We start from the raw sequence: 13,903 nt of genomic DNA on the forward strand, positions 1-13,903 counted from the left end.
TCCCTTCCCCGGCTGGGGGTTGGCTGTCGAAGACGAAGACGGCCTCGCGAGACAGATCGCGTCTGCGATCACCCTGCCCGTCCGGGGAAGGAGAAGCCAGGGCCACTCGGCCATACGCGATCTCCCCCCGGCAGTAGCGACCTCGGATTCGCCCGGCTACAGTCGACGGCGAGAGGAGACGCCTATCGTGATGATTCCGCCGGGCCGCAGCTACGAGCAGGCGCAGGCCGAGTTCCGCTGGCCGAGGCCGGCGCGCTTCAACATCGCGCGCGCCGTGTGCGACCGCCACCCGGCCGCGTCGTTGGCCATGATCGTCGAAAACGCCGACGGCTCGGTGCGTACCTGGACGTTCGGCGAGCTCAACCGTGCCAGCGCGCGGCTGGCCAATGCGCTGAAGGCGCGCGGCGTCAGCAAGCGCGACCGTGTCGGCGTGTTCCTGTCGCAGGGCGCCGAGCTGGCGATCGGCCATCTTGCCTGCTACCGCATGGGCGCGATCGCACTGCCGCTGTTCACCTTGTTCGGCGAGGAGGCGGTCGAGTATCGCGCCGCCAATGCCGGCATCTGCGCCCTGCTCACCGACATGTCGCAGCTGCCCAAGGTGCTGGCGGTGCGCGAGCGGCTGCCCGAGCTGAAGACCATCATCGTCATCGGCGCCGGCAGGCACGCGGCCGACTTCCTCGACTACGACATGCTGGTCGATGCCGCATCGGACTCGTTCCCCGCTGTCGACACGGATGCCGAGGACCCGGCGCTGCTGATCTACACCTCAGGCACGACCGGTCAGCCCAAGGGCGCGCTGCATGCCCATCGCATGCTGCTGGGCGTGATCACGGCGATCAACCAGTGGGCCGATTTCTGGCCCAGGGGAAACGAGGTGATGTGGACGCCGGCGGAATGGGCATGGATCGCCGGTCTCTACGATGCGCTGTTCCCCGCCTGGTACTACGGCACGCCGGTGCTGGCGCATCGCTTCGCCAAGTTCGACCCCGAGCGCGCCTTCCACATGCTCGACAAGCACCGCGTCGGCGTCGCCTTCATCCCGCCCACGGCGCTCAAGATGATGCGCCAGGTCGAGAACCCGCGGCAGCGCTTCGACTACGACGTGCGCTGCGTCTACACCGGCGGCGAGGCGATGGGCGAGGAGCTGCTGCAATGGGGCCGCGATGTCTTCGGCTCGACCATCTCGGAGGGCTACGGCCAGACCGAGATGAACCTGATGCTGCTGAACTCGCCCAACTGGTTCCCGGTCAGGCCCGGCTCCTGCGGCCGCGCCGCGATCGGCCGCAGGGTCGCGATCGTCGACAGCCAGGGCAAGGTCCTGTCGCATGGCGAGGAAGGCCAGATCGCCGGCTGGCGGCACGATCCGGTGGTCATGCTGGAGTACTGGCGCAACCCCGAGGGCACGGCGAAGAAGTATGCCGGCGACTGGCTGCTGACCGGCGATCTCGGCCGCATGGACGACGAGGGCTACGTCTTCTTCAAGAGCCGCGACGACGACGTGATCACCTCGGGCGGCTATCGCATCGGGCCGGGCGAGATCGAGGAGTGTTTGATCAGGCATCCGGCGGTGGCGATGGCCGGCGTCGTCGGCATCCCCGACCCGGTGCGCACCGAGATCGTCAAGGCATTCGTGCAGCTGCGTCCGGGCGTCACCGGCGACGAGGCGCTGAAGCGCGACATCGCTGACTACGTCAAGACGCGGCTGGCGGCGCACGAGTATCCGCGCGAGGTCGAGTTCCTCGACACCTTGCCGCTGACCACCACCGGCAAGATCCTGCGCCGCGAGCTCAAACGCATGGATGCCGAGCGCAAGGGACGGCCATAGGCAGAATTGACGCCTGATGGCACAATGCGTGCGGGGAGTTGACGGGGGATCGACTTGGCGGCCGGGGGATCGGCGCGGGAGGGCTCCAATGGCGACTCTGGACAAGAACAACTACAAATCGGTACCGGCGATCGGTCAGTTCGACCGCATGGCCTGCTGGGCGGCGTGTCTGGCGTGGTGGCTCAAGGCCGTCAAGGACGGTCGGCCGTCATGGACGCAGAGCCAGGTGATCAGCGAGTACGACAAGCATACTGAAGCCGATGGCGGGTTCAATCCGCAGACGCTGATCGACGTGTTCAAGAACGACAGCCGGCTGAAGATCTCCGCCGGCGTGTTCAAGACCTCGCAGTACCGCGGTCGCGGCCTGCCCCTGGGCGACAAGCCGGTCATGATCGCCTACAACCACCCGCAGGCCGGCACGCACATGAACGTGCTGTTCGGCCAGGTCAATCGCGACGTGATCGCGATGGAGCCCTACCACCCCTATCCGGGCAAGGACGGCCAGCGCACCGGCATCTTCGTCGATCGCAACGTCGACTTCTTCATCAAGAATTCGCCCAACATCATCCTCGCCTGGCCGACGGTGACGTTCGGATCCTGATACCGAGTCCCACTGTCGTCGCGAGCGCAGCGAGAGATCCAGGGATGGGCCTGGATCCCTCGCTGCGCTCGGGATGACAGGGAGAGTTGATCAGGCCGCGCGCTTGCGGCGCATGGCGTCGGAGTAGCGCGGGCAGACCTCCTCGGCGAAGCGCGTCATCATCGTCTGGCGCAGCGCGATCGGCGTGCCTGGCGTGGCGCAGGACACCATGAAGTAGTTGAAGCCCAGCGCCGCCAGCTGGTCGATGCGCCGGCATATCGTCTCGACGCTGCCGACCAGATTGGAGTCGAGGAACGGCCCGAGTTCTTCGGGGTCGGTGAGCTTGCGAAGGTTGGCGAACATGCGGCTGAAATCCTGGTACTCCGGGATGTCGGCCCAGGGATTGGCGTCGGACTCGTAGTGATTGCACTGCAGCTCGAAATACGGCGGGTAGTACCGGCGGCCCAGCGCGCGGGCCTCCTCGTCGGTGTCGGCGATGAACAGCTTCACCGAGATCGGCAGGATGGCGTCGTTGGCCTTGGCGCCGGCCTTCGCCCGCCAGCGCTCGAGGATGCGCGCCAGCAGCTTGTCGGGGAAGGTCGCCAGGCAGATCGGCGCGATGCCGAGCTCACCCATCACCTCGGCGCTGGCCGGGCTGCCGATCGCGCCGTAGAAATGGATCTTCTTGTCGACCGGCTCCGGCCGCAGGCGGATCGGCTTGTCGATCTTCCAGAAGCGGCCGTCATGGCTGAAGGTCTCGCCGCTCAGCCCCTTCTCCAGGATGCGGTAGCACTCGGCGAAGCGTGCCCGCGCCTCGTTCATGTCGACGTTGTAGGCGTCGTACTCCATCCTCGCCGTGCCGCGGCCGATACCGAGATGCAGCGTGCCCCTCGTCATGCTGTTGAGCATGGCGATCTCCTCGGCCAGCCGCACTGGGTGGTACCAGGGCAGCACGAGGACCGAGGTGCCGAGCGACAGCTCGGGGAACGCCGCCGCGATATGCGCCATGAAGAGCAGCGGGCTGGGCGTCGGGTAGTAGTCGCTGAAATGATGCTCCAGCAGCCAGGCCGCGTCGTAGCCGAGCCTGTGGCAGAGCGCGCAGTCCTCCATCACCTCGCGATAGAGGTCCTGGTCGGACTTGCGCACATCGCTGGCCGGCGCGGCCTGGAAGCCGAAGGCGATATCACCACGCATCGTGCGACTCTCCCGCGCTGTCTGTCATCCCGGGCGCAGCGAGGGATCCAGGGAAGGGCCTCGATCCCTCGCTGCGCCCGGGATGACAATGCGTCGTTACAGCTTCTGCTCAAGCATGAGGCCGAGCTTGTCGCCGCGCAGCACGCGGTCCTGCACATTGGTGTGCGGCAGGTGGTCGAGCGTCAGCACGCCGTCCTTCAGCACCGCCCAGCGGTCCGGGTTCCTGTTGTTGCTCTCGTTCTGGATGACGATCTTCTTGATGCCTTCCTTGATCGCCGCGCGGCCCATCTCGTCCTTGTTGATGCGGCCCAGCCCGGCGACCAGCGGCTCGAAGTACATGTCGGGCCAGTGGGTGTTGTACTTGTCGGACTCCTTGTCGAGCGCCAGCGTGTCCCACTTGACCTCGACAGGCACCGGATAGCCGGCGGCTGCATGGATCTTCTTCAGGAGCGGCGGATAGTAGCGCTCCTGGAACTCCGCCACCGCCCTGCGTTCAACCATCCCCATGGGACACCCCTCCGTGAGTTTTCCCTATCCGAAGTAAAACGCCGTCGCGATTACGGGTCAATGACGCCAGACCTCGATTCGTACGATCCAGGTCGTCAGACTCGATCCGGTGAGCCGATTCTTCAGGCTGGCGTCACGATCAAGCCCGAAATCGCGCGTCGCGGCCAGCGTCCGGCCCGCGGTCGAGCGCGCGACCCCTTCATTCAGATAGGAGATGCGCCCGAAGCTCTGGTCGCGCACCACCACCACCGGCTGGCCGGTCAGCGCGCAGCCCTCGTCCACGCGGGTGCGGCCGACAACGCACAGGCCGCGCTTGCGCAGGCCGTGCTCGATCACCGGCTCGGAGGCATAGGCCATGGCGCCGCTCGGCGCCTGCGCCAGCGTCCAGTCGATCGCATCCGCGTAGGGAATCGCCAGGTTGCGCTTGAATGGGTATGCGGTGCCGAAGCGCAGCGTGATCAGGACGGCAAGCGTCGGCACGACGGCGGCGAGCAGCAGGAAGGTGCGGGCGATCGGCGCATACCGCCCGAAGCGGAAGATTGCCAGCACCAGCACCGCGCTCAGCCACGGCGCCACGAATAGCAGGCTGCGCGGCTGGGCATTGCCGATCAGCGTCAGGGTGATCGCCGCCAGCCCGGCCAGCAGCAGCGCGATCTGCTCCAGCTCCGAGGCCGTGCGCCACGACCGGACGGCCAGCCACGCGGCCACCAGCGCTGCCACCGCCGGCGGTGCCACGGCGGCGACGAAGGACAGGCCCAGCCGGTTGCCGGCGAAGTAGCCGTAACCCAAAGAGAGCGCCGCCGAGAACGGTCCGGCGTCACGCACGGCGCCAACGCTGTCGATGATCCGCAGCAACGCCCAGGCGCTGGGCAACGCCATCACCGCGACGGCGGCCAGGAACGGCGCATCCTGCCGGCGGTCGAAGCGGCGCTGTATGCCGTAGCGGTGCAGGCCATAGGCCAGCGCCGGGACCACGCCGAGGAAGCTGGTCATGCCGGCCAGGCCCAGCAGGACACCGGCACCGAGCGAGGGCCTTCCATCGAGCAGCACGCGGCGCAGGAAGAGCGCCGTCAGCAGCGCGAACAGGGGATACCAGCGCAGGCTGTCGCCGACGCCGAACAGCAGTGGACAGGCGGCGAAGAGCGCGATCACCGTCCAGCGCCGTTGCGTGATCTGGCGCAGCACGAGGTCGAGCGCGGCGAGGAAGGCCAGCGCCGACAGCAGCATGGCGACGACGCGCAGGGCCGGTGGGCCGAGCCCGAGCGCCGAGAGTGCCGCGAACAGCACGCTCGACAGCGGCGGGTGGATGTCGCCGCCGTCGAAGCCGGTGACGATGATCCGCCGGACGCCGAGCTCCTCGATCGCCAGCAGGGTGTGGATCTCGTCGTCGAAGGGCGGACGGAGATAAAGCCCGCCGGCCAGGCCGGCCAGCAGCACGGCCGCGAGGAAGCCGAGCGCCTCGCTCCGCCTCACAGCAGCCCGAGCCGCTTCAGCTCGGCGGCCATGTCCGCCGGCATATCGGCGGTATCGCCGCGCGACAGGTCGGGCGGCGCGCGCTCGTCCTCCATGTAGCGCCAGCCCTGGAAGGCCTTGAAGGCCACCGGCGCGGTCGGCACGATGGTGCGCTTGACCTTGATGCGGCAGAATCTGCGGCCCTCGTCGTCGGTGTCCTCCTCGAAGCCGACGAGAAGCTGACGGCAGCGCATCACGCCCTTGATGATCCAGTAGAGCGAGCCACCGTCGAGCAGGTCGACCGAGCGCCTGGGCGTGTTGCGGGTGTAAACCCAGTGCGGCGTGCGCGGCGCCATGCCGCGCTGCTTGCGACGCTGGGCCTGCAATGACTTGAGATGGGCGAGATCGGAGACGCCGACGGCGAGCTTGATCAGGTGAAGCGGCATGGTCGGCCAGATTCATCACCAATTGCGCGACCGCAACACATTTCAAACATTTTCCACCCATACCCAGTATGATGTTGCGTGATCGATCCGCGTCGGGTCGAATCGCAGCTGATGGGCAGGGTCATGCAAGCGTTTATGCACGCGCGACCGAGCGTCGGATTGATCGACGAGCCCCGCCCCGTTCCCGCGATTGTCCACTCCTCACGGCGCCGGCTCTCCGTCCGGCGGCGCGAGCGCGTTCGCCAGGTGAGACCATGAACCGCACCACCCTCGTCGCCCTGTTCGCCGCCGTCGCGCTGGGAGCCGGCGTGATCGGCTACACCATCGGCAACGAGAAGCCGCCGCTCGATCGGCCCACGCCGCCGCCGGTGGTCGCGGCACCTGCCCCGGCGCCATCGCCCGCACCGGCTCCCGCGCCGGCCCAGCCGCCGCAGCAGCAGGCGGCGCCCAAGCCGGCTGCGCCACCGGCCAGCAACACGCCGACGCCGGCACCGCTGCCGGCGGCGCCCGCCCCCGCACCCGCGCCGCAGCAGGCCGCGCCCAAGCCGCCCGCGACGCCACCGGGCCCGCCGCCCTTCGGCCATGTCCGCACCACCATCACCGCCGACCGCGGCGCACCCGAGGCCTGCCTGCATTTCAGCCAGACGCTCGACGATACCGGCCGGGTGAAATACGCCGACTTCGTCGCCATCGAGCCCGAGACCAAGGCGGCGATCACCGTCACCCGCGAGCGCATCTGCCTGGGCGGCCTGTCCTACGGCGTCGACTACACCGTGATCATCAAGGCCGGCCTGCCCGCCGCCAACGGCACCAGGATCATCGCCGAGGACAAGGTCGACGTCGCCTTCGGCGAACGCCCGCCGGTCGTGAACTTCGCCGGCAAGGGCCACATCCTGCCACGCCAGTCGGCGGCCGGCCTGCCGGTCACCACCGTCAACGTCTCGAAGCTCAACCTCGCGGTCTATCGCATCGGCGAGCGCCTGCTGCCGCGCCTGAGCAAGAGCGCCTTCTCCGATTCGTCCGACGACGAGGACCTCGCCGATCGCAAGACCATGACCACGTGGAACCTGCGAACCTTCCGCGAATCGCAGGGCGCGCTGATGTGGACCGGCAGCATGGAGGTGCGCAACGTCCAGAACACATCGGTCACCACCGCCATCCCGATCCGCGAGATGGTCAAGGACTGGCAGCCCGGCGCCTATGTCGTGGTCGCCTGGAACGCCGCCGACGGCACGCTCGAGCACCTGCTGTCGGACGAGAACGAGGAGCGCTACGAGCAGCGCTTCGCCGCCCAGTGGCTCTTCGACTCCGACATCGGCATCACCACCTTCAGCGCCCGCGACGGGCTCACTGTCTTCGTGCGCTCGCTGCACACCGCCCAGCCGATGGCCGGCATCGAGCTGTCGCTGATCGCGCGCAACAACGACGAGCTGGCGCGCATGACCACCGATGCCTCGGGCAAGGTCGTGTTCCCCGGCGGCCTGCTGGCCGGCTCTGGCGCCATCGAGCCGATCTCGCTGATGGCCTTCGACAAGCCGCGCTCCGACTTCAACCATCTCGACCTGACCAAGGCCGCCTTCGACTTTTCCGACCGCGGCGTCGAGGGCCGCGCCACCCCGGGCCCGGTCGACGGCTTCATCTACACCGACCGCGGCATCTATCGCCCCGGCGAGACGGTCAACGTCGTGACGCTCCTGCGCGATCGCGCCGGCAACGCCGTCGAGGGCGTGCCGGTGACCATGATCGTGCGCCGCCCCGACGGGGTGGAGTTCCGCCGCCAGGCGCTGCAGGCGCAGGCCGCCGGCGGGCTGCACTTCCCGGTCGAGCTGACCCGCACCGCGCGGCGCGGCAAGTGGTCGGTCGCGGCCTATCTCGACCCCAAGGCCGATCCGGTCAGCCGCGTCGAGTTCAGCGTCGAGGACTTCATCCCGCAGAAGCTCAAGGTGCAGATCTCGACCCGCGCCACGGTGCTGAAGACGGCGACGACGTTCGAGGTCGACGTGCAGGCCGACTTCCTCTACGGCGCGCCCGCCGCCGGCCTCGAGGGCGAGGCCGAGCTGACGGTCAAGGCCGACCCCAACCCGTTCCCGAAGGAGCCGGGCTTCCGCTTCGGCGACATCGACGAGCGCATCAATCCCGAGCTGGAGAAGCTCGAGCTCGCCGCCATGGACGAGCGCGGCCGCTCGCAGATCCGCACCACGGTGAGCCTGAAGGAGGTGCCGATGGCGCCGCTTTCGGGCGAGCTGCGCGTCTCGGTGCTCGAGCCCGGCGGCCGCGCCACGGGCGACCAGCTCACCGTGCCGGTGCGCCTGCGCAATCTCTATGTCGGCGTGAAGCCGCTGTTCCGCGGCGCCAGCGCCGAGGAAGGCCGTGAAGCCGCCTTCGAGATCATCACCCTGAACCCCGACGGCGTGCGCGTCGCCACCAAGGGGCTGGAGTGGCGCCTGGTGAAGGAGAACCGCCGCTTCCAGTGGTATCGCGACGACAATACCTGGCGCTGGCGCGAATATGTCACCGACGCCGTCGTCGCCCAGGGCACGCTCGATACCGAGGAAGGCAAGGTCGGCACGATCCGCCACCCGGTCCAGTGGGGCGGCTATCGCCTGATCCTCACCGACGGCGAAAACCGCACGGTCCATCGCTTCTATGCCGGCTGGGGCGCCGAGGTCTCCAGGAAGGAGACGCCCGACACCGCCGCGGTCAGCGCCGACAAGACCGCCTATGTCGCCGGCGAAACCGCCAAGCTGCGCATCGAGGCGCCGTTCGACGGCGAGGCGCTGCTGGTCGTCGCCAACGACCACATCATCGAATCGCGGCTGATCCAGGTCTCCGCCGCCGGCACCACCGTGGAGGTGCCCGTCGCCGCCGACTGGGGCGCCGGCGCCTATGCGCTGATCACCGCCTACCGGCCGCTCAGCCGCGCGGAGCGCGCGCCGGTGCGTGCCGTCGGCCTGGCCTGGCTGGGCATCGATCCCGCAACGCGCTCGCTGCAGGTCGCGATCGATGCGCCGCAGCGCATCCGGCCGCGCACCGAGGTCACCCTGCCGGTGAAGGTCGCCAATGCCGGCGGCGGCGAGGTGTTCGTGACCCTGGCCGCCGTCGACGAAGGCATCCTGCAGCTGACGCGCTATCGCTCGCCCAGGCCGGTCGAGCACTATTTCGGCAAGCGCATGCTGGGCATCGCCATGCGCGACGACTACGGCAAGCTGCTCGACGACAAGGCCGATGCCGTGGGCCGGCTGCGCGAGGGCGGCGACGCCGCCGGCGGCGTCGGCCTCGAGGTCGTGCCGATCAAGGTGGTCTCGCTGTTCTCGGGCATCGTCAGGCTCGGCGCTGACGGCACCGCACCAATCAAGTTCGACGTGCCGGATTTCAGCGGTCAGTTGCGCCTGATGGCCGTCGCCTACGACAAGACCCGCGTCGGCTCGGCCGAGGGCCGCATGTTCGTGCGCGACGCGCTGACCAGCGATCTCGTGCTGCCGCGCTTCCTGGCGCCGGGAGACCGCAGCCAGGCGACGATCTCGCTGCACAACGTCGAGGGCCAGCCCGGCGACTACACGGTCAAGATCAGCACGACCGGCTCGGTGATCCTCACCGGCGACGACACGCGAATCGTCGCGCTGGCCGCCGGCCGCCGCGAGCAGTTCGTCGTGCCGGTCGCCGGCGACGTGGTCGGGCTCGGCTCGGTGACCATGGCGATCACCGGCCCCGGCGATTTCTCGGTGAGCCGCACCTGGGACATCGAAACCCGCGCGCCGCAGGCGCCGGTCACGCGCCAGTCGATGGAGCAGATCGCCTCGGGCAACGAGCTGCGCATCGATCGCGAGCTGCTCAGCGGCTTCCTGCCGGGCACCGCGTCGGCGTCGGTGGCGCTGTCGAGCACGCGGACCTTCGACGTCGCGGCCCTGCTGCAGTCGCTCGACCGCTATCCCTATGGCTGCCTCGAGCAGACCACCAGCCGCGCCCTGCCGCTGCTGTACTTCAACGACGTCGCCTGGCTGGGCGGCGTCAAGGAGGACCGCGCCATCCCGCGCCGCATCCAGGAGGCGGTCTACAGCGTGCTCGATCGCCAGACCTTCGACGGCGGCTTCGGCATGTGGAGCGTCTACAGCGGGCCGGCCGACCAGTGGCTGCAGGTCTACAGCGTCGACTTCCTGCTGCGCGCCCGCGACAAGAACTACGTCGTGCCCGAAGCGCAGCTGCGTCGCTCGCTGCAATGGGTGCAGCGCTACGCGCCGCAGATGGCGCCCAACCCGCAGGCCTACGCCTGGTACCTGCTGGGCCGCGCCGGCATCTCCGACGCCGGCCGCGTGCGCTACTTCCAGGACACGTCGATGGACAAGATGACCGGCGCGCTCTCGCACGCCCATCTCGCCGCCGCGCTGTCGCTGGTCGGCGAGCGCGGTCGCGCCGAGGCGGCGTTCCGCGTCGCGCTCGACAAGGTCGGCACGCAACCGGACCACGACTACTACGGTACGGCGTTGCGCGACATCGCCGCCCTGGTGGCGCTGGCACCGGAGATCGGCCAGCGCGCCGCGGCGCAGCGCCTGTCGATGCAGCTCGCGGCGCAAACGCGGGTCGACGTGCGGCGCACGACGACGCAGGAGAAGGCCTGGATGCTGCTGGCCAGCGCCGCCGAGCTGCAGGGCGCCTCGCCGCTCGACCTGATCGTCGACGGCAAGGAGGTCAAGCCGCAGGCCGGCAGCGTCGCCTACAACCTCGACGCCGCCGCGCTGGCGCGTGGCTTTGCGATCAAGAACGTGGCGACGGGCCATGCCTGGGCCATGGTTTCCGCCCGCGGCGTGCCGACGCAGCCGCTGCCGGCCGACAGCAAGGGCGTGATCATCGAGCGCCAGTTCCGCACGCTGCAGGGCGACATCGCCGACCTCTCGCGCGTGCGCCAGAACGACCGCGTCGTGGTGATGATCGACGTCACCTCGACCACCCAGACCTACCACGAGATGGCGCTGCTCGACCTGCTGCCCGCCGGCTTCGAGATCGAGAGCGTGCTGAGCGAGGAGTACCGGTGGATGGCGCGGCTGGGCAAGCCGTCCTCGACCGAGGCGCGCGACGATCGCTACTTCGCCGCCTTCGAGTTCGGCTCGCGCGACTGGCCGGCCGGATGGCGTCCGTGGTGGTACGACGATTCGCCGCGCCGCGGCCGCCTGATGCGCCTGGCTTACGTCGTGCGCGCGGTGACCCCGGGCAGCTACGTGCTGCCGGCGACCCAGATCGAGGACATGTACAACCCCGAGGTCTTCGCCCGCACGACTGCGCAACGCGTCACGATCCTCAGCCGGTAGAAACGTGGGCGACTTCTTGAATGTCTTCCCCCGGAGGGGGAAGGTGCCCGAAGGGCGGATGGGGGATGCCGAAGCCGGACTCATGCGTTCGTCTTCAACATCCCCCATCCGTCGCGCTGACGCGCGCCACCTTCCCCCTCCGGGGGAAGGTAAATTCAAGCGCTTCATCCGGCGCATCGTGATCACCCTCTCCCCCCGTGCGGGGAGAGGGAGGGACCCGTCGCGCGCAGCGCGATGGGAGGGTGAGGGGTTCGCGCAACAGACCGCGGCCGCGGTCCGTGAGTCCCAGCCCCTCACCCCGACCCTCTCCCCGCAGGCGGGGAGAGGGAGACTACGGCGCTTCCTTCGACATGCGGCGATCGCGGCGACGCTCGGTGCGCTCGCCACCACCGCCTCGCTGCTCGCGCTCGATCGCATCTACCCGCCCGATCTCTCGCGCTACGAGGCACGCTCGCTGGAGATCCGCGATGCCGATGGCCGCCTGCTGCGTGCCTTCACCACCGCCGACGGCAAGTGGCGGCTGAAGTCGACGGTCGACGATGTCGACCCGCTCTACCTCGCGCTGCTGAAATCCTACGAGGACAAGCGCTTCGACAGCCACGCCGGCGTCGATCCTATCGCCGTGCTGCGCGCCGCCGAGCAGTGGATCAGCCATCGCCGCATCGTCTCCGGCGCCTCGACGCTCTCGATGCAGGCCGCCCGCCTGCTCGAGCAGGAGCGCGGCACGCGCCGCAGCCTGGGCGCCAAGCTGCGCCAGAGCGCGCGCGCGCTGCAGCTGGAGTGGCGCTACTCAAAGGCCGAGATCCTGTCGATCTACCTCACGCTGGCGCCCTTCGGCGGCAACATCGAGGGCGTGCGCGCCGCCTCGCTGTCCTATTTCGGCAAGGAGCCCAGGCGGCTGACCGCCGCGGAGGCCGCGCTGCTGGTGGCGCTGCCGCAATCGCCCGAACGCCGCCGGCCCGATCGCCGTCCGGAGCAGGCGCGGGCGGCGCGCGACGTGGTGCTGGCGCGCGCGCTGGAGCGCGGCGTGATCCCCGCCTCGGTCGCCGCCCATGCGACGCAGGCCGCCGCGCCCGATCGCCGGCTGGCGATGCCGTTCGTCGCGCCGCACGTCGCCCAGTATCTCGTCGCGCGTACGCCGCGCGGCAGCATCGTCACCACCACGCTGCGGCGCGAAATCCAGGACCCGGCTGCACGACTGGCGACGGACGAGCGCACGCGGCTGGGCGACGGCGCCGACATCGCCATCGTCATCATCGACAACAGGCGCCACAGCATCGCCGCCTGGCATGGCGGCGGCTTCTTCGGCCGCCAGGGCCAGGTCGATCTCGTGCGGGCTCGGCGCTCGCCGGGCTCGACGCTCAAGCCGCTGATCTACGGCATCGCCTTCGACGATCGCGTGGCGCATCCCGACACGCTGATCGACGACGTGCCGCTGCGCTTCGGCGAATGGATGCCGCGCAATTTCGACCGCGCGCACCAGGGCACGGTGAGTGTGCGCCACGCGCTGCAGCAGTCGCTCAACGTGCCCGCCGTGGCCATGCTCGAGCGCATCGGCGCGCAGCGCTTCCTCGCCATGCTGCGCCAGGCCGGCGTCTCGCCGGCGCTGCCCCGGACCGGCGATCTCGGCGGTTCGCTGGCGATCGGCCTGGGCGGCGTGGCGATATCACCGCTGGAGCTGGCGACGCTCTACGCCGGGCTGGCGAACGATGGCGTGGTGGTGAAGCCCCGCCTGATCGCCGACGAGGCGGAAGGTCCTGGCATGCGCCTGATCGGCGCCCCGGCGGCATGGCAGATCGCCGACGCGCTGGCCAATGCGCCGATGCCCGATGGCTGGGCCTCGCTGCCGCGCTCCTATGACGGCCGCCGCACCGGCGGCCGGCAGATCGCCTTCAAGACCGGCACCTCCTACGGCTTCCGCGACGCCTGGGCCGCCGGCTACAGCGGCGCCTACACGGTGGTGGTCTGGGTCGGCCAGGCCGACGGCACGCCGCGCCCCGGCGCCTTCGGCCGCGAGACGGCGCTGCCGATCCTGCTGAAGATGTTCGACCGCCTGCCGGGCGAGCTGGCGAGCCGACCCAAGCCGCCGCCCGACACCTTGCTGGTGGCGCGCAACGCCGACCTGCCGCCGGCGCTGCGCCGCTTCCGCGGACCGGCCGCGCGCATGGCCGCCGCCACGGCGGCGCCGACGCGGCCGACCGGCGCGAACATCGTCGCCCCCGCCAGCAAGCCGCCTCGCATCCTCTATCCGCCCGCCGCCGCGGTGATCGACCTCGGCGCCGACGACGCCATCGTGCCGTTGCAGGCCGACGGCGGCTCGGGCCAGCTGCGCTGGCTGATCGACGGCAAGCCGCTGCCGCCCGACCGCTTCGCCAAGGACCAGACCTGGCGACCCGACGGTCCGGGGGTGACGCAGATCACCGTGGTCGACTCCCAGGGCCGCAGCGCCTCGGCGCTGGTCCGCATCCTCGCGCGACCCTGAAAACGACCACCGTAGGGGTGGAAATATTGCTACGGCCACAGCAACTATTGATGCCTTCCCGACAACCGTAGAGGTTGAAATAGGGACAGGGCGAGCTTCGCGGTACACCGCTGG

8 protein-coding genes are annotated in these 13,903 nt (G+C 69.5%); 4 read left to right on the forward strand and 4 right to left on the reverse strand.

Going from position 1 to position 13,903, the window contains the following annotated elements:
• Positions 1-190: 190 nt before the first annotated feature.
• Both KF889_11615 and KF889_11620 read left to right on the forward strand, forming a co-directional pair.
• Positions 191-1,825 carry an AMP-binding protein gene (locus KF889_11615; protein MBX3500085.1) on the forward strand — a complete coding sequence of 545 codons (1,635 nt, stop codon included), beginning with the start codon at positions 191-193 and terminating at the stop codon, positions 1,823-1,825.
• A gap of 88 nt (positions 1,826-1,913) precedes the next feature.
• Entirely contained in the window at positions 1,914-2,426 is a 513-nt protein-coding gene (locus KF889_11620; GenBank protein MBX3500086.1) for a hypothetical protein, read from the forward strand.
• A gap of 90 nt (positions 2,427-2,516) precedes the next feature.
• Here the strand turns inward: KF889_11620 and KF889_11625 are convergent, their stop codons facing one another.
• From KF889_11625 to KF889_11640, 4 genes are all read right to left on the reverse strand, one after another.
• Positions 2,517-3,599 carry an LLM class flavin-dependent oxidoreductase gene (locus KF889_11625; protein ID MBX3500087.1) on the reverse strand — a complete coding sequence of 361 codons (1,083 nt, stop codon included), beginning with the start codon at positions 3,597-3,599 and terminating at the stop codon, positions 2,517-2,519.
• Positions 3,600-3,695: 96 nt separating this feature from the next.
• Complete coding sequence (locus KF889_11630) at positions 3,696-4,100, reverse strand: hypothetical protein (GenBank protein MBX3500088.1); 405 nt, start codon at positions 4,098-4,100, stop codon at positions 3,696-3,698.
• 63 nt (positions 4,101-4,163) lie between these two features.
• On the reverse strand, positions 4,164-5,579 hold the full coding sequence (locus KF889_11635) for a hypothetical protein (GenBank protein ID MBX3500089.1): 1,416 nt from the start codon (positions 5,577-5,579) through the stop codon (positions 4,164-4,166).
• Positions 5,576-6,004 (reverse strand): DUF1489 domain-containing protein, encoded by a 429-nt coding sequence (locus tag KF889_11640; GenBank protein ID MBX3500090.1) that lies wholly within the window; start codon positions 6,002-6,004, stop codon positions 5,576-5,578. The genes KF889_11635 and KF889_11640 overlap by 4 nt, the downstream gene beginning before the upstream one ends.
• 254 nt (positions 6,005-6,258) lie before the next feature.
• Here KF889_11640 and KF889_11645 point away from each other — a divergent pair, with 254 nt between their 5' ends.
• Both KF889_11645 and pbpC read left to right on the forward strand, forming a co-directional pair.
• Positions 6,259-11,307: an alpha-2-macroglobulin family protein gene (locus KF889_11645; protein ID MBX3500091.1), complete on the forward strand. Its 5,049-nt coding sequence runs from the start codon at positions 6,259-6,261 to the stop codon at positions 11,305-11,307.
• Between the two features lie 358 nt (positions 11,308-11,665).
• Entirely contained in the window at positions 11,666-13,789 is a 2,124-nt protein-coding gene (pbpC, locus tag KF889_11650) for a penicillin-binding protein 1C (protein ID MBX3500092.1), read from the forward strand.
• The last annotated feature ends 114 nt before the right edge of the window (positions 13,790-13,903 follow it).

It is taken from the genome of Alphaproteobacteria bacterium (assembly GCA_019635875.1).
Classification (GTDB): domain Bacteria; phylum Pseudomonadota; class Alphaproteobacteria; order Reyranellales; family Reyranellaceae; genus JAFAZJ01.

Coding starts and splice junctions, on each gene's coding strand:
- KF889_11620 (MBX3500086.1), top strand. CDS start 1,914: ATGGCGACTCTGGACAAGAACAACTACAAATCGGTACCGGCGATCGGT.
- KF889_11645 (MBX3500091.1), top strand. CDS start 6,259: ATGAACCGCACCACCCTCGTCGCCCTGTTCGCCGCCGTCGCGCTGGGA.
- KF889_11630 (MBX3500088.1), bottom strand. CDS start 4,100: ATGGTTGAACGCAGGGCGGTGGCGGAGTTCCAGGAGCGCTACTATCCG.
- KF889_11625 (MBX3500087.1), bottom strand. CDS start 3,599: ATGCGTGGTGATATCGCCTTCGGCTTCCAGGCCGCGCCGGCCAGCGAT.
- KF889_11640 (MBX3500090.1), bottom strand. CDS start 6,004: ATGCCGCTTCACCTGATCAAGCTCGCCGTCGGCGTCTCCGATCTCGCC.
- KF889_11615 (MBX3500085.1), top strand. CDS start 191: ATGATTCCGCCGGGCCGCAGCTACGAGCAGGCGCAGGCCGAGTTCCGC.